The following is a 21,619-nucleotide window of genomic DNA, read 5'->3' as shown; positions in this document are numbered from 1 at the left end:
TAGAAAGTTGGGGTTTGGATGAAAGAAGATCACTCGATGAAAGTCGTCAGTTGTCTCAACGACTTTTTTCAACGAAACGAAGAACCACTCCAGGTCGATATCTTGCGTGGCCTTCCTCCCGTCGTCCTATTGTTGAAGGACGAAGCCAAACGTTCCTTCGCAGCGGAAGCGAACCTGCACGATGAATTACTCAGCGATATCAAACGTCTCGTTCAGGAATGTCTCGATCCGCAGACATTACGTGAACTCGATATCGATGTCGACTTACCCGAGTTCTTCGTCACGCGTGCTCCGCTCTATTCTGCCCATCATTACCTCGTTACGTTTATCGAGGATTGATCTCAAGGAGTGTAATTCCATTTTGATACTACGGGATTCGACGTTTAGTCGGGTCTCGTTTTTTTACGTTTGTCAAAAATCATTCATTCGCTCGCTTTTCTAGGGCGGAACGCGAGCCACGGATTTTTTTCAGATCTCCGGATCTCGCCTGTCCCTAACGGAAGCGTTGCTTCCTTCTCCCTTAGAAGTCGAGCTACGAATGATTTTTTTGCTTTTCTATACAACTGTTATCACGCGTTTCACGCGACTCCTACAGGAAAAAGCGCAAGCCTGCTTGCGCTGTCAGAGACAAACAAGACCCGATTCCCTGCCTCACTGAGGTAGGGAAACTGGCTTGTGTCTCGCCTGAGGAAAGCGCGTGAAAAAAAGCGTGATTTCTAAAAAACCTATACGATTTACTATGCCGCCTCAGAAAAGCGGGCGAACGGCTAGTTTTGTCAATCAACACGCAACGCAAAAAAACAGCCCTCCGCCAAGCGGAAGACTGTCGACTCAATCCATAGATCGGGTAATTAATTTTCAACCTCAAGAATAGCCTCGATTTCTGCTTCGACTTCTTTATTCACCATCTGCGAACGTTTTTTTCTCAATTCAAGATCCATTTCTTGATCAATGAAATTGTTCGTATGGTTGTCAAAACAACTGTAACAAATCGAATAAAAGTCTTTTTCCTCTGTCTTCAAAGAATTAAATTCCCACGTATTCAGTTCCAAATAACTGACTTGGTTATTCGTTTCTTTTCCGCATATTTCGCACGTCATTTTCATTATTCTCCCCTTCGTCATGCATCGATCTTAGTTTTTGCTAATTGGCGATCCTTGATGCGTTTCAAACGCCCGTGATATTTCATGATGTTCGCTTGTGATTGTTTGGCCTCTTCGCCCGTAGGTTGCAAGTTGGCAATGTCCCAGTATTTCACGACGACATCTAATACTTGGTCAAAGTATTGGAGTGGTCCGTAATTCGTATCGATCGCAATGGTTTTCATGCGCTCGGTAAAGTCCGGCATGATCGCACCCGGCATCGAGAAATTGATGATGACATCTTCAAAGAACACGATGAAGTTCGGATCGAGTTCAAGGTGCGCTTTCACTGTATCGCGGTAGAACGCATAATGAAGGGCTTCGTCTTTCGCTAAACGGCGAAGCAGTGTCGCTAAATCTTTATCGTGAGCCCCTGCTACCTTCGCTACGTTATTATAGAAAACGAGTGTCGCCAGTTCTTGCAACGACGTATAGGCCATGGTCGCTAAAGGATTCGTGAAGTCCGGGAACCAACCACTTTCAACGACGCGTCTTCTTAATTGATGCAATCGTGTCGGATTGACGTTTCGTGTCACGAGTAAATACGTTTCCAGTAAGCTCGAGTGCTGGTCTTCTTCCGCCGTCCACGTGCGGACGAAATCATTGATGACTTCCATCGAATTTTTAAATGTGTAATCCAAATGTGACGTATACCAAGGTAAATTCACTTCTGTCAGTAATGCGGTTTCTACTGCAACGATGACACCTTCCGGAAGCGTGACTTGACTCTCCTCCCAAGGAACCCGTTTAAACGACATCGCCTTGTCCCAGGGAATGAATTCGTGATAGCTCCAGTCAATATTGGCAGAGCGCTCCTTATGTAATCGATACAGTTCTTTAATGCGTGGTTCTAAGCGTATATCTAAATCTGAATTTAACATGATCATTTCTCCTTTAGATGTTTTTTGAACCTTAACCCATTCAAATGTATTTAAGCCTTATAATGATTGTACTTCAACTTATTTATAACTATAACATTTTAATGACCAGGTAGTAAAAAACAAATTCTCGTAAATTCGTTTTTTTAACGGTTAGAATTGAATGACCCTAGTATGATTGATTGAGACCGCCTGTTTCGAGTCATTTCTCATTTTTTGATCGAACTCAAATTCCTTTAACAAATCAATCATGAACATAAAAAAACCTCCTATTCGTGTGTGGATTTCACACACAAATAGGAGGTTTTGGCTGTACAACGAAGTTCAGGTTTCTGTCTTGCATGACTCAGAATCACTGAACCTGTGCTGTACAACACACTTCAGATCATCATCAACCTGTAATTACTTCTTGAGGTTGTAGAATGATTTGATTCCGTCGTAGACAGCAACGTCTGAAAGCACGTCTTCGATGCGGAGAAGTTGGTTGTATTCTAATTCAAAAAATCATATAACTAACTAAAAATATAAAAGGATACAAAAGTTATTCAACAATGAAAAAATTACCTCTCCAAATTTTCCCACTCGCTATAAACTTTTAAAATTGCTTTGTATCTAGAGGTAGTAGAATCAAACTTTTCTTTATATTGATCATTTTCTACTAATTGTCTGATTTCTACATGAAATGTTTTTTTAAACCTATGTACGTCAACCTTTTTATCAATATATTTTCCACACGCATCTTCGTATGCATTTAACTCTTCTTCTATACAAGCATTATAAAATCTTTTTAGATATTCCAATTTTTCATTTGGTTCAGAATTTATATTTCTTTCTTTGAGCTCTTGAATATAATTTATTAAATTATATGAACTTTCACGTGTATTTTTTTTAGCATTGCTAATTCGTTCATTTATCGCAGTTTCAAGTGCACCGCTTGAAATTATATTTGCATTATTAGCAGTTTCATTTGCTTGATTCGCTGTACTACTTGTTTTATAAAATGTATAGATTGACAGTAATACAGCAAAAATTGAAGTTCCTAAAGTAATTAGCTCGTAATTCATTACTTAGTTCCCCTGTCTTATAATCTCATTGACATAATTTATGAGAGATAAATGCTCTTTATTATCTGCTTCTTTTAACAATCGATCGTTTACAGCAGAATAGTTTATTGCAAGTTCAATTTCTTTAACAATTTTCATTTTATCATTAAGAACTAGTTTTCTATCTGTATTTTCATAAACAAGATTATTAATTTTATTAGCAATATTGTTTGCGTTGTTTATACTAGGATTGCTTTTTAAATTGTTAGCGTATTTTTCTCCTAGTTCCTTAAAAGTATACATATCATCTAACTCCCATTCAAATAGTTGATATAATTAAATGTCCAATGCAATCATTTTTGTATTTATACATGAAAATAAAATATTAGAAAAATATTATAGTTGTACTCTTTTTGTTTAGAGTAAGCCGTCTATATGTTATATAGACGGCTTATACTCACAAAAATTCTTAAATATTAATTCTCGACTTGAATAGATGGGTAGAGTTAATTATATTTAACTAATTTTTTGAAGTTATCATACTTCTCTTTATTTGACCCTCTTGTAGCTACAACTAAACTTCTAAATTGTTCAATTGATTTTTTTATATCTTCATGAACTTTTACTTTAGAATCTAAAGCTTCTTTCATATGTGCAGAAAATGAAATGAATAAAGGTATTATTTCTTTCCAATTCTCTACATATTCTTCTAGCGTTAAAGATTCTTTGAATGATATAGAAAATTTAGAACTAACTTTTCTTTCGATTATTTCTTCTAAAGTTTCAGATACTGCATTAATAATCAAATATATTGATCCAGCATAGCTGAAAAAATTTAAAATATCTTCTTCGCTTGAAGTCAGACCATTTTCTTTAGACTTATCTTTTAAAACTTGTTTATATTCAACTAACGATTTAAACAAAGAATAAACAAATACAATATGGCTAGCTTTTGTATTCTCATTAAATACATTTGAATATAAATCATCATTTGCCCAAATTTTTGATTTTGAGTGTGTTGCATCTGTTGGATTTCCATGAAAAGCTGTCAGAGACTGCGCTACTTGATCCGAAACAACAAGATTCTTTATTCTTTTTATTACATCGTCAGTTCCACCTCTTCTTCCACCAAGGTAATTCATTGTTGGAAATTCAGCTTTAAATTCTTTCTTAACTCTATCTTGTATGAAATCTGTACTTCTAAAATCGGATACAGTGACAGCATTTTGGCTATTATTAAATCTAATTATACTATCAATAACCTCTCCATCTTTTGATTTAATAAAGCGTACGGGAATAAGAGTAGTTTCATCTACTTCTTCTAATGCTCCAATTGCACCAGTAGTCTGCGCGCCATTAACTATGGAAATACCACTAATAATAATTTTCTGATTTAATGGACTTTGTGATCTAGTCTTTTTTGAAATCTCTATGTCGTTAACTAAAGCTGTAATTCCATTATTAAATACTAAAAAATTACTAGGTTCTGTTAACAACGTAGTTTTTATACCATTATTAATATTATATTTAGTATTTATGCTACCTAAATAATTTCTAATATTTGCAGAAAAAAGTTTTTCGTCATACTGTTTAAACATTTTATGGATCCATTTTCCACTAATAGCAGTACTAAATACTTCCCAAGTATCTTTTTGAGTAAAATATCCACCAGCAGTCTCAATCTCAAATTCATCAGTTACTAAAATTTTTGCACTTGAAGAGTCGTACCATTCTTCAATGGTCTCAATGCCTATTTCTTTACTAGAAACTTTTATTGTACTTCCGCTAAAGTGTCTTTCGAGTAATGCCTTTGCAGATTCCCCTACAATCTCCATTTCACTTTGGACTCTACTATGTTCGTGACAATTATGAATATACCAAACGTCTAACTGTTCAATCTCATCATCTAAAATTGCATTACGTAACTCTAAGATTCTTGGTAATAACAATTTGGGTATTTGCTCTTCATGCGAAGATAATACCCAACCTACTGCTGTATTCAAATCAGATGCTTTATTTGTTTTTGCAATTTTCGAAATTTTTTCTGCGAAATAACTTTGAATTATAACTCCTCTTTTGTTTTCTTTATCAATATATATTAAGTCACATTTGCGGTCATTTTTTCCATCTGTAATCGATGTGCTTGCGATATACTGAATGTTCTCTATTCTAAAGTACAATTCTAAAGCAAATAATGGCCAAGCTTCTGATTTGTAAACTTTCAAATCATTTCTTTTTTTAAAGTTTTCTATACTTGAAAACTTTACATCTGTTAAATCGTTCAATTAAATCCCCCCTATATTTAGTAAATACAAATATAATCTTACTTTAAAAGAATTTATTTGGCTATTATTTTAAAAAAATAATAGCCAAATATTTCATCTTTTTTAACATACGAATTATAATTAATCTTAACATCTAATAGAAAACACAGAAAACCTCCTACTCGTGTGATAAGTACACACGAGTAGGAGGTTTTCACTGTACATTGTTTAAACAATCAACTCAAAATTACTTCTTGAGGTTGTAGAATGATTTGATTCCGTCGTAGACAGCAACATCTGAAAGCATGTCTTCGATGCGGAGAAGTTGGTTGTATTTCGCGATACGGTCTGTACGTGAAAGTGAACCTGTTTTGATTTGACCAGCGTTTGTCGCAACAGCGATGTCCGCGATCGTTGAATCTTCTGTTTCACCAGAACGGTGAGAAACGACTGCTGTGTAACCAGCTTTTTTCGCCATTTCGATTGCGTCGAATGTTTCAGTCAACGTACCGATTTGGTTAACTTTGATGAGGATCGAGTTCGCGATGCCTTTTTCGATACCTTCAGCAAGTTTCTCTGTGTTCGTTACGAACAAGTCATCCCCAACGAGTTGGACTTTGTGTCCAATACGATCTGTAAGAAGTTTGTGGCCATCCCAGTCGTTTTCGTCACAGCCATCTTCGATTGAGATGATTGGGTATTTGTCAACGAGTTGTGCGTAGAATTCAACAAGCTCTTCTGTTGAAAGGATTTTGCCTTCGCCAGCGAGGTTGTATTTTCCAGCTGCTTTGTCGTAGAACTCAGAAGAAGCAACGTCCATTGCAAGGTAAACATCTTCGCCTGCTTTGTAGCCAGCTTTTTCGATTGCTTCAAGGATAACTGTGATTGCTTCTTCGTTTGATTTCAAGTTTGGAGCGAATCCACCCTCGTCACCAACTGCTGTGTTAAGACCCATTCCGCTAAGAACTGATTTCAACGCGTGGAAGATTTCAGCACCCATACGAAGTGCTTCTTTGAATGTTGGAGCTCCAACAGGCATGATCATGAACTCTTGGAAATCAACGTTGTTGTCTGCGTGTGATCCACCGTTGATGATGTTCATCATTGGAGTTGGCAATGTTTTCGCGTTGAATCCACCGAGGTATGTGTAAAGTGGAAGACCAAGCTCATCTGCAGCAGCACGTGCAGCAGCCATTGAGATACCAAGGATCGCGTTAGCGCCGAAGTTTCCTTTGTTTTTTGTACCGTCGAGGTCGATCATCTTTTTGTCGATTCCTGCTTGGTCGAAGACATCGTAACCGATGATTTCAGGTGCTAATTTTTCATTGACGTTGTCAACTGCTTTTAAGACACCTTTACCGAGGTAACGTGATTTGTCGCCATCGCGAAGTTCAACTGCTTCGTGCTCACCAGTAGATGCGCCTGATGGGACGAGTGCGCGACCAAAGCCGCCGTCTTCTGTATATACTTCTACTTCTACCGTTGGGTTACCGCGTGAGTCAAGAATCTCGCGTGCATAAATCTCTGTAATCATTGACATTTAAATTCGCTCCTTTGTGTGTGGAAAAATTAGTTTTTACGTGTGAGGCAGAGAACAGGACGTTCCATCGACGGGATTATTTCTTTAATACGATGGATTGACCTGTCATTTCTGCCGGTTGGTCCGCATCCAACAGATAAAGCATCGTTGGTGCCAGATCCGCCAATGCACCGGTCAATGGCTCAAGGAGTTCGACGTCCTCGACTGTGACGATACATGGAACAGGTTCTGTCGTGTGCGCCGTCATCTTACTACCATCGGCATTCAGCACTTTGTCTGCATTCCCATGGTCCGCTGTGATGATGGCTGCGCCACCTTTACTGATGATCAAGTCAACGACTTTACCAAGACACTCATCGACGGCTTCGATTGCCTTGATTGTCGGCTCGAGCATACCCGAGTGACCGACCATATCAGGGTTCGCAAAGTTCAGCATGATGGCATCGTGTTTGTCCGAGTTGATCGCATCAATCAGTGCGTCCGTTACTTCGTAGACACTCATTTCTGGTTTCAAATCGTACGTCGCGACCTTTGGAGATGGGATCAAGATGCGATCCTCCCCTTCGTACGGCTCTTCACGTTGTCCGTTAAAGAAGAACGTGACGTGCGGATACTTTTCGGTTTCCGCAATCCGTAACTGGTGTAACCCTTGTTTCGACAATGTTTCACCAAGCGTGTTTTTGATGTCTTCCGGTGGGAAGACGATATCCGTATCAATCGCATCCGAATATTTCGTCATCGAGACGAGCAGCAGGTTCTTCGGTGCGTTGTCCGGTAATGCAAAACCAGTGAAACCTGTTTTTTCTTTGTACGCCTTGGCGAGCTGAATCGCACGGTCCGGACGATAGTTGAAGAACATGATCGCATCATTGTCGTGGATCGGTGCTACTGGAGTACCGTCTTCCTGCACGACTACCGTTGGTTCAATGAACTCATCTGTTACGTCTGTTTTGTACGAAGCTTCGACCATTCCGATTGGATCGGTTGTTGTTGGACCCTCTGCGAACGTAATGACGTCATAGACTTTCTTGACGCGTTCCCAACGGTTATCACGGTCCATCGCATAATAACGACCGGAGATACTCGCGAATTGTCCAACGTTCAATTCGTCCATCTTCGCTTGTACGTCACGGAGGAAACCAGCACCCGACTGTGGATCACAGTCACGGCCGTCCGTGAACGCATGCAAGTAGACTTTTTTGATTTCGTGAAGTTTCGCGAACTCAAGCACTGCATACAAGTGATTGATATGACTGTGGATTCCACCGTCAGAGACCAAACCGAAGATATGCAAAGCTGAACCGTATTTCTTCACGTGACCTGCCGCATCGTTCATTGCTTGACGCGAGAAGAACGAGCGATCCTTAATGGCATTGTTGATTCGGGATAGCGATTGATAGACGACGCGACCTGCCCCGATGTTCAGGTGACCCACTTCTGAGTTACCCATCTGACCATCTGGCAAACCAACGTATGCACCTTGCGCATTCAACAACGTATGCGGGTATTGATTCCAGAAACGATCGAAGTTTGGTTTGTTTGCCGCCGTAACGGCGTTTCCGAACTCCTCGTCACGCATACCGAAACCATCAAGGATGATTAGTGCGACTGGACGTTTTTTCATTTAAATCGCCTCCAACAGTTTGAGGAACGATCCTGTCTCAAGACTTGCGCCACCAACTAGAGCCCCGTCGATGTCAGGTTGAGCCATATATTCTTTGATGTTTTCCGGTTTGACGCTACCACCGTACTGGATACGGACCGCTTCAGCTGCTTCTGTACCGAATTCAGCTGCGACGACGTCACGAACGAATTTACAAGAATCTTGTGCATCTTGTTCTGTCGCTGATTTGCCTGTTCCGATTGCCCAGACAGGTTCGTATGCGACAACAAGATTTTTCACTTGATCGACTGTTAATCCTTTAAGGCTGTTTGCCGTTTGTTCACGGATAACTGACTCGAATTGACCGCCTTCGCGTTGTTCGAGTGTTTCACCGACACAAACGATTGGCACGAGACCGTGTTCGAATGCTTTTTTCGCTTTGCTGTTGATGAACGCATCTATTTCACCAAAGTATTCACGGCGTTCTGAGTGACCGAGGATGACGTATGTCACGCCAAGATCTTTCAGCATGACCGGGCTGATTTCGCCTGTGTATGCGCCGCTTTCTTGGTCATACATGTTTTGAGCGCCGATTTTCAAGTCTGTTCCAGCTGCTGCTTCTGTCAAATGTGCAAGGAATACAGACGGTGCACAGACAGCCGCGTCGACTTTCGAAGAAGCGGGTACAGTTCCTTTGACTTCCTCAGCGAATGCGACAGCATCCTTGAGGCTAAGATTCATCTTCCAGTTACCTGCGATAATTGGTTTACGCATTAAAAACACTCCCTTGTGAACTTTAGATTACTTGTCGTTAAGCGCTTCGACACCTGGAAGAGCTTTTCCTTCCATGAACTCGAGGCTTGCGCCACCACCTGTTGAAATATGGCTCATTTTTTCAGCAAGGCCAAACTTCTCAGCTGCTGCTGCAGAGTCTCCCCCACCGATGATCGAGTATGCATCGCTGTCTGCTAACGCTTGAGCGACACCTTTTGTTCCGTTTGCATATTTATCAAGTTCGAAGACGCCCATCGGTCCGTTCCAGACGACGAGTTTCGAGTTCTTGATTGCTTCTGCATAAATTTCAACGGTTTTCGGACCGATATCCAGTGACATGTGATCCGCTGGGATACTGTCGATATCGCATGGTCCGACGTATGTTTCTTCGCCGAATTCCTTCGTGATGATGCAGTCGACAGGCATTAAGAACTTCACGCCTTTATCTTCTGCTTTCTTCATGAATTCCTTCGCCTGTTCGATTTTGTCAACTTCAAGAAGTGACGTACCGACTTCATAACCTTGAGCTTTGAGGAATGTATAAGATAATCCTCCACCGATGATCAACGTGTCGACGATATCAAGCAAGTGATCGATGACGCCGATTTTATCCGCGACTTTCGAACCACCGATGATCGCTGTAAACGGACGTTCCGGATTCGAGAGTGCTTTACCGAGAACTTGAAGTTCTTTTTCGATCAACAATCCAGCTACAGCAGTCTCGACATGATGGGCGATTCCTTCTGTAGAAGCATGCGCACGGTGCGCTGCACCAAATGCGTCGTTGACGAAAATATCTGCAAGTTTCGCAAAACCTTCTGCGAGTTCAGGATCGTTTTTCGTTTCGCCTGGGTAGAAACGAACATTTTCAAGAACGATGACTTCGCCTTCTTCAAGCTTGCTGACCGCTTCTTCAGCGACCGGTCCGTATGCTTCTTCAACGAGCTTGATGTCTTTACCAAGTAATTCGCTGAGGCGTGCTACGACTGGTGCAAGTGAGAATTCAGGGTTCTTCTCGCCTTTTGGACGTCCCATGTGGCTTGCGAGGATGACTTTCGCTCCACCGTCAACCAAGTGTTTGATTGTCGGAAGGGCAGCACGGATCCGTGTGTCATCTGTGATCTTGCCGTCTTCTAACGGTACGTTGAAGTCCACACGTGTAAACACGCGTTTTCCTTTTACATCGATATCGCGAATTGATTTCTTATTCATACATTCGTCCTCCGTCTCATACGTATAGTGAGGGGCTAATGCGCCCCTCCAGACTTTTTTCCGCAATAAGAGCGGAGACTGGTATCGTTTCCGCTCTTATTCAATTGCTATTTAATTGCTCGAATTACTTAGCGATTTCTGCGAAGTGTTTGAGTGTGCGAATGAGCTGGCTAGTGTAAGACATTTCGTTGTCGTACCAAGCAACTGTTTTAACGAGTTGTTTGTCGCCGATTGTAACGACTTTCGTTTGTGTTGCATCGAAGAGTGATCCGTAAGAGATACCAACGATGTCAGAAGAAACGATTTCGTCTTCCGTGTAACCGTAAGATTCGTTAGCTGCTGCTTTCATTGCTGCGTTAACTTCTTCAACTGTTACTTTCTTCTCAAGAACTGTTGTGAGCTCAGTGAGTGAACCTGTAGCAACTGGTACACGTTGTGCAGATCCGTCAAGTTTACCTTGAAGTTCTGGAAGAACAAGACCGATTGCTTTAGCAGCACCAGTTGAGTTTGGAACGATGTTAGCTGCCGCTGCACGTGCACGACGGAAGTCACCTTTAGGGTGTGGAGCGTCGAGTGTGTTTTGGTCGCCTGTGTAAGCGTGGATCGTTGTCATGAGACCTTGAACGATTCCGTAGTTATCTTGAAGAACTTTTGCCATTGGCGCGAGACAGTTCGTAGTACATGAAGCACCAGAGATAACTGTTTCAGTTCCGTCAAGAATTTCGTGGTTCGTGTTGAAGACAACTGTTTTCATGTCGCCAGTAGCAGGTGCTGAGATAACGACTTTTTTAGCTCCAGCTTTCAAGTGAAGCTCAGCTTTTTCTTTGTCTGTGAAGAAACCAGTACATTCGAGAACGATGTCAACACCGAGCTCGCCCCATGGGAGTTCTTCTGGGTTGCGGTTAGCAAGTGTTTTGATTTCTTTACCGTTGACGAGGAAGTAACCATCGTGTACTTCGACTTCGCCGTCGAAACGACCTTGAGTCGTATCATATTTTAAGAGGTGTGCAAGCATTTTAGTGTCTGTAAGGTCGTTGATTGCGACTACTTCGATTCCGTCAAACTGAAGAATTTGACGAAGTGCCAAACGTCCGATACGTCCAAATCCATTAATACCAACTTTTACTGCCATGATAATTTTCCTCCTTTTAATGTAAAGCGAGTTATCTATTATTCAAAAGGGGGCTACCCTTTCAAAATCGTTGTTGCTGCCCCTTCATCCGTAATCAGGATGATGTTCGGGGACTGTTTGACATACGCGTTGATGGCTTCTGCCTTGGAATGTCCACCCGCGACGACGATGACGTGTTCGACTTGTTTCAAGTCGTCGAGTTGCAGACCAACCGTCTTCACCCGGTGCACGATTTTCCCGTCCCGATCGAAATAATAACCAAATGCTTCTGCCACTGCGTGTTCGGTTTCAAGCTGTTCCAGTAACTCGGTTGAAGCGCGACGACGTTTCGCCATCGTTTTTGCCTCACCAATTCCATGTACCACGATTGAAGCATCTCTAATCATTTGTAACACATTTTTTATGCTTGGCTCTTCCACCATCTTGACAAACGTTTCCGTGCTGACCATGTCCGGGATGTGCAATAAGTGATAATCACTTTGTGCACGGGACGCCATTCGTGAGCAGACCGTATTCGCTTGTAATTCAAGGGTTTCGCCTAGTCCACCACGTGCTGGCACAAATGTCATCGGACGGTTTTCCTTGTCGGGCGACATCATCGCCGCGACGGAAGCCATCGTTGTTCCTCCTGTGACGGCAATCGTGTTGTGTACAGATGAAGAAAGTTCTCGTTTCAAACGTGCGACTGTCGCACGTCCCATATCGCGTTGTACCCAAAATGTCTGATCCGAGTCACCCGGTACGATGACGACATCCCGTACGCCCAGTTTTTCTTTTAAAGCTTTCGCCATATCGGAAATCCCAGCTAGTTCTGCCATCACACTGTGCATACTCCGTAAGACGGTCCGTCCTTCGTCCGTTAAAGACATTCCTTGTGTTGCCACTTCGAGCAATCCTTGCTCTTTCAGGAAGTCTACTTCGCGCCGTAATACCCGCTCCGTCAAGCCAAGGCTTGTCGCGAGTGTACGTCGACCAATCGGTTGCATCAGCCGGACATAATGAAGTATGTCGTAACGTGTCTGCATTTCTTCAATCAGATCAGGCACGATTCGCTTTTGGATCTGCACTAACTGCCGAATCATGTATTTCCCGCTCCTCTCAAACTGCTGGACACTTTACGTCCCGCGTGTCGTATCTTGTCCCACTTGGTACATCCTCATCATAACAGCCATCGCACGAGGATTCAAGCCTCACCCTTCAACTTTTTTCAAGTAAGCGGTTTCTTATGGGCTCTGTCTCAAATTTTCCATAACTCCAAATTTCAGACTGATACATTACAACCGGAATTTCATATAAAAACCGTAAGCTGAGCGCTGCATCTTCATCGATGTTGATTTCTTGGTACGTCCAACCGGGAAATTCGTCGAGTACGAAATCAAGTAAGACGGCGGCTTCCTCACATAGCGTACATCCCGGACGTGAATACAATATTAAGGTCATGTGTTCTTTTGTTTGCATCAGTCATTCGCCTCTCGTCTCTTCGTGATGTCGGACCGGGTCAATTCAAGATTCGACCGGTATTTGGCAATCGTCCGTCGCGCGACTTGGATGCCTTCCACTTGAAGACGATCAGCGATCTGTTGATCCGACAACGGCATGGTTGTTTCCTGAATCAGCTTCGCCATCCGTACCTTGATCAAAAAGCTGGATGTCCCGTCCTGCGTCTTCGATACAAAAAAATTTTCTAACGCCAATGTCCCGTGGGCAGTCCGCACCGTTTTGTTGGCAATCGCTCGACCGATCGTCGAAGGATGATATCCCGTTTGTTCGGCAACTTCCTTTTTTGTCAGTGGTTCCAGGTGAAGCTCACCTTCAAACCAGCGGACTTGTCGTTTCGTGACGACATCTAAAATCGCCTCTAGCGTCTTCCGTCGCCGTTCGTACGCACTTAAAAAGGATTTCGCTTCTTCAAGATCCGTCCAGGACGCATCGACCGGTATGTCATACCAGACAATTTGGATTTGACCATCAATCAGCTGTACTTCAGCTTCCGGTATCGTCACGACCGTTGCTGTCGGCAAGACCGGTCTTTTCGGCAACCGATTGATTCGTTGCTTCATTTGCTGTCGCTCCGTTAGATCCCTGATTCCCTCCAAGGCTTGCTTCAGCGACATCCCTTCTTGTAACTCGGTGACCAGATCAATCAGTTGGTCTTCTTCTGACTCGATGGCGTGCAACAATCGGCACTCCGTCTCTGAACGTGCCGCGATACCGGTTGGTTCACAGTGTTGGAGCAGTTGCCGCGCCTGTCTGATGATCGACTCTTCGCTCGCAAGAAGAACCGCCAATTGTGCGTCTGTCGTTCTGAGTAGTCCATCCGTATCTAAGTACATGATGAGTTGTTCCGCCATATATCCTATTTCCTGTCTGACCGATTCTAAACGTATTTGCTTCAGAAGTTCATTCTCAAACGAGTCGATCCGATCCGCAACTTGCTCTAAATCCGGATGGATTGTTTTTCTTCCATTATGTTTCGTGTGCCTGGCACGACGGATGATCCGGTAAAGATGTTGCTCTAGTTCCGCGCGCGTCTCTTCTAAAACCGATAATTGAAACAACTGTGCTGCTGACATCACAAGACGCTGCGCTTGTTCTTGTCTCTGTTCCATCTGTTCATCTTCCCTTTCTCCGACTGGATGTGGTTCTGTTTCTATTATAATGTATGGGGATTGAATCAATCGTCCTTCAGCCTTTTACAAAAAAACAAGAAACTTCAGTTTCTAGTATTGCTTTCCTGAAAAAATGTCGGTATACTATTAATTGTTCAGTAAAAACATGCACCCGTAGCTCAGGGGATAGAGCACTGGTTTCCGGTACCAGGTGTCGGGAGTTCAAATCTCTCCGGGTGTACCATACTTGAATCTACAGGCAATGCCGTTCTCGGTGTTGCCTTTTTTCTATATCGGTATGTTTACACGAAACGGTTTCAGGAAAAATACCTAGAAGTCGCGTCGTATCTTTTGACCAATCCTGACCAAAGGATTATGATAAGAACAAGTCGAATATGAGCTACATACCTACTATAAGGAGGCAAAGACTATGTTAATTCCAACAGTCATCGAACAAACCAACCGCGGGGAACGTGCGTACGACATCTACTCACGTTTGCTCAAAGACCGGATCATCCTTCTCGGGAGCGCGATTGACGACAACGTCGCCAACTCAGTCGTTGCCCAGTTACTGTTCTTAGCAGCAGAAGATCCAGATAAAGAAATCTCGCTTTACATCAACAGCCCAGGTGGTTCAATCACAGCCGGTATGGCGATTTACGATACAATGAACTTCATCAAACCACAAGTTTCAACAATCTGCATCGGAATGGCTGCATCAATGGGTGCTTTCTTGCTTCAAGCAGGCGCTAAAGGAAAACGTTTTGCGCTTCCAAACGCTGAAATCATGATTCACCAACCACTCGGTGGCACACAAGGTCAAGCATCGGATATCAAAATCCACGCGGAACGGATCATCAAGATGCGTGAACACTTAAACAAAATCATGGCTACAAATACAGGACAACCACTTGAAGTCATCGAACGTGATACAGAACGTGATAACTTCATGTCTGCTCAATCAGCAGCTGACTACGGTTTAATCGACCGTGTCATGGAACGTGCATAAGCTTTCACCGAACCGTCTTCACTTCATGTGGAGGCGGTTTTTTTTAGTCAGTGTTCAAATACCGGACTGAACTGATTTTGCCACACACTAAACAAAAGGACCTCAATCCCTTTTTCTTCCCTCAAGAAGGAAGTACGGGGACAGAGGTCCTTATTCATTAATCGATCATGTCTGTGATATCAGATACGATATCGTGGTTTTCACGAATCAGTGTGTAGATTCCGTTCGCATGTGGTGAAAGTTCTTCTTCTGCCTGTAATTGCTTCAGGAACAGGGAAGTCGCAAACGTCACGAGTGTACTTTTCGGAACACCGATCGTTTTTGCTTTTTTCGTAAGCAGTTCATCAAACTTCGCATCTACCGTCAGCGAAATACGTTTTTTGTCATTAGCCATTTCAAAAACTCCTTAATTCGAACATTTAGTTGCACCGACTATATATTATAGTAGACTATGGTTCATCTCGCAAGTTACTCCCTAAAGAGCCCCGGTCATGGATTCGCCGTTTCGGAGTTTATCCGCAATTTGATCAATCTTGCGCAATCGATGATTGATCCCGGACTTCGAGATGGCACCACTTTCGACCATCTCGCCTAACTCCTGTAACGTCACGTCTTGATGGGTCACACGTAAGATCGCAATTTCTCTGAGTTTGTCCGGTAAGACATCAAGCCCGACCGTCCGTTCTAAGAACTTGATGTTCTCGACCTGGCGTAACGCCGCACCCACCGTCTTGTTTAAATTTGCTGTCTCACAGTTGACGAGTCGGTTGACCGAATTACGCATATCCTTCAAAATCCGGACATCTTCAAAACGTAACATCGAATAGGTTGCACCAATCAGCTTCAGGAAATCAGAGATCTTTTCACTTTCCTTGATGTAGAGGATATGCCCTTTTTTCCGTTCGATCGCTTTTGCATTCAAGTCAAACTGATTCGTCAAGCTGCGTAAGGCGGCATTGTGTTCTTCATACAGACTGAAGATTTCCAAGTGGTACGAAGACGTCGCCGGATTGTTTAGTGACCCGCCCGCTAAAAAGGCGCCCCGGAGATAAGCCCGGGCACGACGTTCATCGTGGAGAATCGAATCACTGATCGAGCGGATCATCGTAAACCCTTCTCCGAGAATACCGAGGTCTTGTAGAATCTTGTCCGCTTGTTGTTTGACGCGCACGATGTAGACGTTATTTTTCTTTAGACGCATTTTTTTCCGGACCAATAAATCGAGATGGACCGCGTAAGCACGTTTGAGCAACGAATAGATCCGGCGGGCGATCGACGCATTTTCCGTCGAGATATCAAGCGTCAGTCCACGTCCGAGACCAAACGAAATTGCGCCGTTCATCCGGGCGAGTGCAGCAAGCTCCGCCTTCATCTCGTGATCGGTCATCGTGATTTGTGTTAATTCTTTTTTGACTTCTGAAGCAAAACTCACGTCAGTTCCTCCTTCCCTTCGAATTGACGGACCCGTCGGATCGATAAGACTTTCCGCATGACAAGGCTTGCGACGGCGTCCGAATCATGGCGGATGAAGTGATGGTTGTAGTCCACGATATCGTCCGCGAGCACTTCAATGCCGGCTTCTTCAAAACTTGTTTCATCGTAGGTCACCATATCCGCGTGATCCTTCTGGTATTTTCGTAAATAACTGACATCAATCGATTCGTTGTTGACGATGATCGTATCAATCACCCCTTTGCCGAGGAACCGTTCCAAGACATTCAGGTGATCGTTAGCCGTAAAGGCCGTCGTCTCCCCAGGTTGTGTCATGACGTTGCAGATATAGACGACCGGGGCAAGCGCCTGCTTGATCGCATCACGAATCTCTTCGATCAAGACGTTCGGAATGACACTCGTGTAGAGGCTACCGGGACCAAGGACGATGACATCGGCGTCAAGAATGGCCTGAATCGCTTCCGGGACGGGGCGGACGTCTTCTTCTTCGAGGAAAATCCGATCGATGACCTTCCCGACTTTTGGAATCAGCGATTCCCCCTTGACGATTGTTCCGTCTTCAAACTCGGCACATAATGTAATCGTCCGTTCCGTTGCCGGATAAACTTTCCCTTCCGCATTCAGCAGTTGTCCCATGACACCAATCGCCTCGACAAACGAACCGTTACAGAGCTGCGTAGCTGCTGTCAGCATCAAGTTCCCGAGCGAGTGCCCGTGCAGACCTTCTCCTGTCTCAAAGCGGTATTGCATGATCCGGTCCATCAATGTCTCGGACTTCGACAGTGAGACGATGACGTTTCGGATATCGCCCGGCGGCAACATGTTGAATTCCGTCCGCAAACGGCCCGAGCTTCCGCCGTCGTCCGCGACGGTGACGATGGCCGTGATATCAAGCGGGTAATGTTTTAGTCCGCGCAAAAGAGTTGATAGGCCCGTTCCTCCGCCGATGGCGACGACTTTTCGTTCCCATTTCATTATTTTTCCTCCTTTGCATGCACATAATCCCGGTGATTCGTCACGATATGGTATTGGTTCTTAAATTCTTTACTAATCGCTTCGGCAAACGTGATCGACCGGTGTTTTCCGCCGGTACAACCGAGCGCCACGACGAGCTGCGATTTCCCTTCCCGCTCATACTGGGGAATCAGGAATTCGAGCATGTCGACGAGCTTTTTATAAAACAGCTTCGCTTCCGGCCATTGCATGACGTAGGACGAGACCTCAAGATCAAGACCCGTCTTCGGTCGGAGTTCCGGAATGTAAAACGGGTTCGGCAAGAAACGTAAGTCAAACACAAGATCGGCATCGAGTGGTAAACCATGCTTAAAGCCAAATGACATCACGTTGACCGTAAACGGGATCCGTTCCCCTTCCGTAAACTCTTTTAAAATCCGTTCTTTTAAGGCAAGCGGTTTAATGTCACTTGTATCCATCAGCAATTGTGCTTTATCGCGGAACCCTTCGAGCAGGGTCCGCTCCCGTTCGATTCCGATCAGCGGTGACGCGGTCGGGGCCAGCGGATGCGACCGGCGGGATTCTTTATACCGACGAACCAATACCTCATTGCGGGCGTCCAAATAAAGCATTCGGATTTGCAGGTTCGTTTTCTTCAAATCTTCATAAACGACAAAGAAACTATCGATGAAATCACGAGCCCGTGTATCGATGGCGACGGCGATTTTCGGACGCACCTGTCCAATCACTTCGATCAATTGTGGTAGTAACGTCGGCGGTAAATTGTCGACACAAAAGTAGCCTAAGTCTTCAAAACTATTCATCGCGACCATTTTCCCGGCGCCACTCATTCCTGTAATGATGACCAGTTGCGGTTGATTCTCTTCCATCTCTTCGCCCTCCAGACAACAGTTCCGTGTGTATTTTTTACTCTGATTTCAGTATAACACAAAAAAAGAGCCAGCTTGATTGAAGTGCCCTCCAACCAAGCTGGTTCTTGAATTAGACTTGTGATGATTCCTGTAATTCCTCAAGCAAGGCTTCGATATAATGTTGCGCGTTTTGAGCCGCAATCGAACCATCATTCGTCGCTGTCACGACTTGACGTAATGTTTTCTCACGGACATCACCAGCAGCAAAAATGCCTTTGATGTTGGTTTCCATCGCTTCGTTCGTCACGACATATCCCTGATCATTCAAGATTCCAAGATCTTGGACATATCCTGTGATCGGGTTCATCCCGATGTAGATGAATACGCCGTCAATCGGATACGTTGTCGTCGCTGCCGTTTTTGTATTGATTAATTCGATGCCACCGACTTTGCCGTTATCTTCGTTAATCTGTTTGACCGTATGGTTCCAGATGAAATCAATTTTCGGGTTGTCAAATGCCCGTTTTTGAAGAATTTTTTGTGCACGTAATTCTTCACGACGGTGAACGATCGTCACTTTTTTCGCGAAACGTGTCAAGTAGACCCCTTCTTCGACCGCTGAGTCGCCGCCACCGATGACGAACAGTTCTTTTTCTTTAAAGAACGCGCCGTCACAGACCGCACAGTACGAGACACCACGTCCGCCGAGTTCTTCTTCACCCGGGACGCCAATTTTCTTATACTGCGCACCTGAAGCGATGATGATGGCGCGTGCGTAATAATCCTTATTGTGGGCATGAATCGTTTTGTACGCCGGACCGTCTTCGATACTGCGTACGTCACCATACGCGTACTCCGCTCCGAATGCTTTTGAGTGGTCGAACATCTTTTGTGAAAGATCCGGTCCAAGAATGCTGTCGTATCCTGGATAGTTCTCGATGTCTTCCGTGTTCGCCATCTGGCCGCCCGGAATACCGCGCTCGATCATCAATGTTGAAAGGTTTGCCCGTGATGCGTAAAGTGCTGCTGTCATACCAGCAGGACCGGCACCAATGATAATGACGTCATAAATTTTTTGATCAGTTCCTGTCATGATTCCACCCCATCTGTATTTTCGTTGTAATTTGAGTATAGGGGAGAAACGGACAAACGTCTAACACTTTGCCCGCGCCGGGTTCAAAAGTCGTTGATAGGAACGAATCACAGCCGCCACTTCGTCAAACGAGACATCGACTAAAGCCGCACAGTCCTCAATCAAAGTCCCTTCACGGACGTCATGAAACAGGTAAATCAACGCAGCAGCTGACGCCTCAATGGCGTCAAACGTCTCTCCGCTGAGGACGAGTCGCGCGAATCGTTCATAAAAGTCCCCTTCTAAACTCATCCGTTCTTCGTCCGAAACGTACCGTTCCGCTAGACGAATCGTCAATAACGCACGATGAATTCGGGCATCAACAATCAGTTTCTCCCCGTTCATCTCATGTAAAATCTGTTCTGTCAGCAATAAAACATCCGGATGATCCGTCACTTCCGGCATCATCGATAATGCCAGTTTCGCTTCCTCATCGTTCAGTTTACCAAGCAAAAGTGCCGTGAAAATCCGTGAGATGTCATCTTCCGTTTTCAACGCTTGAATCAACGCGGAACGGAACTGAAGGTTATGTCGGATATCATACGCTTCTTGTTCTTCTCGCATGCCTTGGGCTTCTTCTGATTGTAGGAAGGCAGCAGCTTCTTCGACATGTCCTGTCTTGAACGCTGAGATCGACAACCAGTGACCGAATAACGGGTCTCCCCGGTAACCACGACGTTCGAGTAACTTCAATTCTTCATACGCTAAATCATGACGACCGATGATTGCGAGCGTCGAAGCGACCTTGTAGCGGGTCTCGAGATTGACCGACCGGACGTGTTCGAGCTTCTGCGATAGACGGTGGGCTTCTTCGTCCTGTCCCATCTCATGTAACAAGACGAGCGTATTACAGAGGGCATGTAAGTTTCCCGGATTTCCATCAAGGACCTGTTCGAGTGAAGCAAACGCCCGGTCATTTTCACCCAGATAAAACTCGACGATGGCGAGGTTGTTGTAGGCTGGCCAAAACGTCGGATATTGGATGATCAAAGCTTCCAGTGTCTCTTGCGCCGCAAATAACATCCCTTTGTCGATTTGACGTTGTGCTTGAGCATGCAAACGAATCAATTCATCCTCATCGTCATCTTCCATCTCTTGTTCGAGATCGATCAGTTCCACGAGCGCGGCCGATGCCTCTGCGTGTTTTCCGTTCGGTGCACTAGATAAATATTCAAGCGCGTAGTTTTTTGCCTCTTCGTATAAGGAGACGTGCGCGTAGTTATTCGCTAAATAAAATAATGATTCGGTATTTGACTTGTCGAGCGTCCGCACTTGTTTCAAGACATCATTGGCATGATTGATCTCGCCTGTCTCAAACAGGACACGTGCGTAACGTAAAAGATAACGGATATCGTCGGGCCGAAGCGTCGTGGCTTCATCGAGATGATATACCGCCTCTTCAAGTCTCCCTTCCCGGTGCGCTTTCCGTCCACGGAAATAAAAAAGTTCCGCTTGGCGCATAGTAATCGCAAAGGGGTCTGCTTTGTATTCAGTTAATTCCATCATGATTCAAGCCCCCATAGATCTAAATCTGGTTTCGTAGTTGCAGAGACAAGAATAACCTATCTCGGAAACCGTTGCAACAGAAAAAAACGCCGGGGTTTACGCCCAGCGTTTCGCATAAATCGATTCCAGTTCCTTGTAATTCTCCAAGCATTTTTGTACGAAAGCATCCGCTTCTGGATTTTGTCCGTTCAGACGCGCGACATCTTTGTCGTAAGCTTGACGTAAGCTCTCGGCATAGGCCGGAATCTCACCGTCGTACGCATAAACGACACTTGGTGCGACTGTCACTTTTTCGTGCGGGTGTAGGGCTGGACGAACATGGAAGAGCGGAACATCGACCTGGTTCGGATTGTGCAAGTCACCTTGGACCGGGTGTTTCTCAACCGCCAACACTTCCACGACCAACCCTTGCGGACGTTCTGCAAATAATCTTCCGAAATACTTTCCTGTTTTATACGTAAAGCGGATATAACTCATCTCGTTTCCTCCTCTTCTCA

The 21,619-nt window shown here is 44.3% G+C and carries 21 protein-coding genes, 1 tRNA gene and 1 pseudogene; 3 read left to right on the top strand and 20 right to left on the bottom strand.

Annotation, left to right across the window (positions count from 1 at the left end; all coding sequences use genetic code 11):
* Positions 1-18 precede the first annotated feature (18 nt).
* Positions 19-339, top strand: coding sequence for a hypothetical protein (locus tag BLD48_RS02285; protein ID WP_071498796.1), 321 nt, complete (start codon positions 19-21; stop codon positions 337-339).
* 512 nt (positions 340-851) lie between these two features.
* On the opposite strand, the gene BLD48_RS02280 is transcribed toward BLD48_RS02285, so the two are convergent.
* From BLD48_RS02280 to BLD48_RS02220, 13 genes are all read right to left on the bottom strand, one after another.
* Positions 852-1,106: a hypothetical protein gene (locus BLD48_RS02280; protein ID WP_071498795.1), complete on the bottom strand. Its 255-nt coding sequence runs from the start codon at positions 1,104-1,106 to the stop codon at positions 852-854.
* A gap of 14 nt (positions 1,107-1,120) precedes the next feature.
* A complete protein-coding gene (locus BLD48_RS02275) occupies positions 1,121-2,023 on the bottom strand; it encodes an acyl-ACP desaturase (RefSeq protein ID WP_071498794.1) in 903 nt (300 codons plus the stop codon).
* 557 nt (positions 2,024-2,580) lie between these two features.
* Positions 2,581-3,084 (bottom strand): hypothetical protein, encoded by a 504-nt coding sequence (locus tag BLD48_RS02270; RefSeq protein ID WP_071498793.1) that lies wholly within the window; start codon positions 3,082-3,084, stop codon positions 2,581-2,583.
* Between the two features lie 3 nt (positions 3,085-3,087).
* Positions 3,088-3,366 (bottom strand): hypothetical protein, encoded by a 279-nt coding sequence (locus BLD48_RS02265; RefSeq protein ID WP_071498792.1) that lies wholly within the window; start codon positions 3,364-3,366, stop codon positions 3,088-3,090.
* A gap of 203 nt (positions 3,367-3,569) precedes the next feature.
* Positions 3,570-5,348 (bottom strand): AIPR family protein, encoded by a 1,779-nt coding sequence (locus BLD48_RS02260; protein ID WP_071498791.1) that lies wholly within the window; start codon positions 5,346-5,348, stop codon positions 3,570-3,572.
* 226 nt (positions 5,349-5,574) lie between these two features.
* Positions 5,575-6,867: a phosphopyruvate hydratase gene (gene eno / locus BLD48_RS02255; protein WP_071498790.1), complete on the bottom strand. Its 1,293-nt coding sequence runs from the start codon at positions 6,865-6,867 to the stop codon at positions 5,575-5,577.
* A 76-nt stretch (positions 6,868-6,943) separates the two neighbouring features.
* Positions 6,944-8,491 (bottom strand): 2,3-bisphosphoglycerate-independent phosphoglycerate mutase, encoded by a 1,548-nt coding sequence (gpmI, locus tag BLD48_RS02250; RefSeq protein WP_071498789.1) that lies wholly within the window; start codon positions 8,489-8,491, stop codon positions 6,944-6,946.
* Positions 8,492-9,244 carry a triose-phosphate isomerase gene (tpiA, locus tag BLD48_RS02245; RefSeq protein ID WP_071498788.1) on the bottom strand — a complete coding sequence of 251 codons (753 nt, stop codon included), beginning with the start codon at positions 9,242-9,244 and terminating at the stop codon, positions 8,492-8,494.
* A 27-nt stretch (positions 9,245-9,271) separates the two neighbouring features.
* Positions 9,272-10,456, bottom strand: coding sequence for a phosphoglycerate kinase (locus BLD48_RS02240; RefSeq protein WP_071498787.1), 1,185 nt, complete (start codon positions 10,454-10,456; stop codon positions 9,272-9,274).
* Between the two features lie 124 nt (positions 10,457-10,580).
* The gene (gene gap / locus BLD48_RS02235) at positions 10,581-11,588 is read right to left on the bottom strand and encodes a type I glyceraldehyde-3-phosphate dehydrogenase (protein WP_026830110.1); all 1,008 of its coding nucleotides are present in this window, start codon (positions 11,586-11,588) and stop codon (positions 10,581-10,583) included.
* Positions 11,589-11,641: 53 nt separating this feature from the next.
* On the bottom strand, positions 11,642-12,670 hold the full coding sequence (locus BLD48_RS02230) for a sugar-binding transcriptional regulator (RefSeq protein WP_014971165.1): 1,029 nt from the start codon (positions 12,668-12,670) through the stop codon (positions 11,642-11,644).
* A gap of 115 nt (positions 12,671-12,785) precedes the next feature.
* On the bottom strand, positions 12,786-13,046 hold the full coding sequence (locus BLD48_RS02225) for a glutaredoxin family protein (protein WP_071498786.1): 261 nt from the start codon (positions 13,044-13,046) through the stop codon (positions 12,786-12,788).
* Complete coding sequence (locus tag BLD48_RS02220) at positions 13,046-14,197, bottom strand: RNA polymerase factor sigma-54 (protein ID WP_071498785.1); 1,152 nt, start codon at positions 14,195-14,197, stop codon at positions 13,046-13,048. The genes BLD48_RS02225 and BLD48_RS02220 overlap by 1 nt, the downstream gene beginning before the upstream one ends.
* A gap of 168 nt (positions 14,198-14,365) precedes the next feature.
* Between BLD48_RS02220 and BLD48_RS02215 the strand changes: the two genes are divergently transcribed.
* Both BLD48_RS02215 and clpP read left to right on the top strand, forming a co-directional pair.
* Positions 14,366-14,441, top strand: a tRNA-Arg gene (locus BLD48_RS02215).
* A 183-nt stretch (positions 14,442-14,624) separates the two neighbouring features.
* Positions 14,625-15,206 (top strand): annotated as a pseudogene (clpP, locus tag BLD48_RS02210) (ATP-dependent Clp endopeptidase proteolytic subunit ClpP); the annotation flags it as partial.
* A 157-nt stretch (positions 15,207-15,363) separates the two neighbouring features.
* Here clpP and BLD48_RS02205 read toward each other — a convergent pair.
* The 7 genes from BLD48_RS02205 to kapB form a co-directional block, all read right to left on the bottom strand.
* Positions 15,364-15,600 (bottom strand): hypothetical protein, encoded by a 237-nt coding sequence (locus tag BLD48_RS02205; protein WP_014971169.1) that lies wholly within the window; start codon positions 15,598-15,600, stop codon positions 15,364-15,366.
* An 81-nt stretch (positions 15,601-15,681) separates the two neighbouring features.
* Positions 15,682-16,638 carry a DNA-binding protein WhiA gene (whiA, locus tag BLD48_RS02200; protein ID WP_071498783.1) on the bottom strand — a complete coding sequence of 319 codons (957 nt, stop codon included), beginning with the start codon at positions 16,636-16,638 and terminating at the stop codon, positions 15,682-15,684.
* Complete coding sequence (locus BLD48_RS02195) at positions 16,635-17,633, bottom strand: gluconeogenesis factor YvcK family protein (RefSeq protein ID WP_026830114.1); 999 nt, start codon at positions 17,631-17,633, stop codon at positions 16,635-16,637. The genes whiA and BLD48_RS02195 overlap by 4 nt, the downstream gene beginning before the upstream one ends.
* The gene (gene rapZ, locus BLD48_RS02190) at positions 17,633-18,502 is read right to left on the bottom strand and encodes an RNase adapter RapZ (protein WP_071498782.1); all 870 of its coding nucleotides are present in this window, start codon (positions 18,500-18,502) and stop codon (positions 17,633-17,635) included. The genes BLD48_RS02195 and rapZ overlap by 1 nt, the downstream gene beginning before the upstream one ends.
* Positions 18,503-18,614: 112 nt before the next feature.
* Positions 18,615-19,577, bottom strand: a complete 963-nt coding sequence (gene trxB / locus BLD48_RS02185; RefSeq protein ID WP_014971173.1) for a thioredoxin-disulfide reductase — start codon at positions 19,575-19,577, stop codon at positions 18,615-18,617.
* Between the two features lie 60 nt (positions 19,578-19,637).
* On the bottom strand, positions 19,638-21,122 hold the full coding sequence (locus BLD48_RS02180; protein ID WP_071498781.1) for a tetratricopeptide repeat protein: 1,485 nt from the start codon (positions 21,120-21,122) through the stop codon (positions 19,638-19,640).
* Between the two features lie 96 nt (positions 21,123-21,218).
* Entirely contained in the window at positions 21,219-21,599 is a 381-nt protein-coding gene (kapB, locus tag BLD48_RS02175; protein WP_014971174.1) for a sporulation phosphorelay system protein KapB, read from the bottom strand.
* Positions 21,600-21,619 lie beyond the last annotated feature (20 nt).

It is taken from the genome of Exiguobacterium sp. KRL4 (assembly GCF_001870785.1).
In the GTDB taxonomy this organism is placed as follows: domain Bacteria; phylum Bacillota; class Bacilli; order Exiguobacteriales; family Exiguobacteriaceae; genus Exiguobacterium_A.
The sequence above is the reverse complement of the archived record's forward strand: the minus strand, read 5'-3'. Positions and strand labels throughout refer to the sequence as shown.

What these genes read in the sequence shown, in the direction of transcription:
- BLD48_RS02180 (WP_071498781.1), bottom strand. Translation starts at nt 21,122, where the DNA reads ATGATGGAATTAACTGAATACAAAGCAGACCCCTTTGCGATTACTATG.
- BLD48_RS02265 (WP_071498792.1), bottom strand. Translation starts at nt 3,366, where the DNA reads ATGTATACTTTTAAGGAACTAGGAGAAAAATACGCTAACAATTTAAAA.
- kapB (WP_014971174.1), bottom strand. Translation starts at nt 21,599, where the DNA reads ATGAGTTATATCCGCTTTACGTATAAAACAGGAAAGTATTTCGGAAGA.
- BLD48_RS02275 (WP_071498794.1), bottom strand. Translation starts at nt 2,023, where the DNA reads ATGTTAAATTCAGATTTAGATATACGCTTAGAACCACGCATTAAAGAA.
- gap (WP_026830110.1), bottom strand. Translation starts at nt 11,588, where the DNA reads ATGGCAGTAAAAGTTGGTATTAATGGATTTGGACGTATCGGACGTTTG.
- BLD48_RS02220 (WP_071498785.1), bottom strand. Translation starts at nt 14,197, where the DNA reads ATGGAACAGAGACAAGAACAAGCGCAGCGTCTTGTGATGTCAGCAGCA.
- tpiA (WP_071498788.1), bottom strand. Translation starts at nt 9,244, where the DNA reads ATGCGTAAACCAATTATCGCAGGTAACTGGAAGATGAATCTTAGCCTC.
- rapZ (WP_071498782.1), bottom strand. Translation starts at nt 18,502, where the DNA reads ATGGAAGAGAATCAACCGCAACTGGTCATCATTACAGGAATGAGTGGC.
- BLD48_RS02270 (WP_071498793.1), bottom strand. Translation starts at nt 3,084, where the DNA reads ATGAATTACGAGCTAATTACTTTAGGAACTTCAATTTTTGCTGTATTA.
- BLD48_RS02285 (WP_071498796.1), top strand. Translation starts at nt 19, where the DNA reads ATGAAAGAAGATCACTCGATGAAAGTCGTCAGTTGTCTCAACGACTTT.
- BLD48_RS02225 (WP_071498786.1), bottom strand. Translation starts at nt 13,046, where the DNA reads ATGCAAACAAAAGAACACATGACCTTAATATTGTATTCACGTCCGGGA.
- BLD48_RS02240 (WP_071498787.1), bottom strand. Translation starts at nt 10,456, where the DNA reads ATGAATAAGAAATCAATTCGCGATATCGATGTAAAAGGAAAACGCGTG.
- BLD48_RS02230 (WP_014971165.1), bottom strand. Translation starts at nt 12,670, where the DNA reads ATGATTCGGCAGTTAGTGCAGATCCAAAAGCGAATCGTGCCTGATCTG.
- trxB (WP_014971173.1), bottom strand. Translation starts at nt 19,577, where the DNA reads ATGACAGGAACTGATCAAAAAATTTATGACGTCATTATCATTGGTGCC.
- BLD48_RS02280 (WP_071498795.1), bottom strand. Translation starts at nt 1,106, where the DNA reads ATGAAAATGACGTGCGAAATATGCGGAAAAGAAACGAATAACCAAGTC.
- BLD48_RS02205 (WP_014971169.1), bottom strand. Translation starts at nt 15,600, where the DNA reads ATGGCTAATGACAAAAAACGTATTTCGCTGACGGTAGATGCGAAGTTT.
- eno (WP_071498790.1), bottom strand. Translation starts at nt 6,867, where the DNA reads ATGTCAATGATTACAGAGATTTATGCACGCGAGATTCTTGACTCACGC.
- BLD48_RS02195 (WP_026830114.1), bottom strand. Translation starts at nt 17,633, where the DNA reads ATGAAATGGGAACGAAAAGTCGTCGCCATCGGCGGAGGAACGGGCCTA.
- gpmI (WP_071498789.1), bottom strand. Translation starts at nt 8,491, where the DNA reads ATGAAAAAACGTCCAGTCGCACTAATCATCCTTGATGGTTTCGGTATG.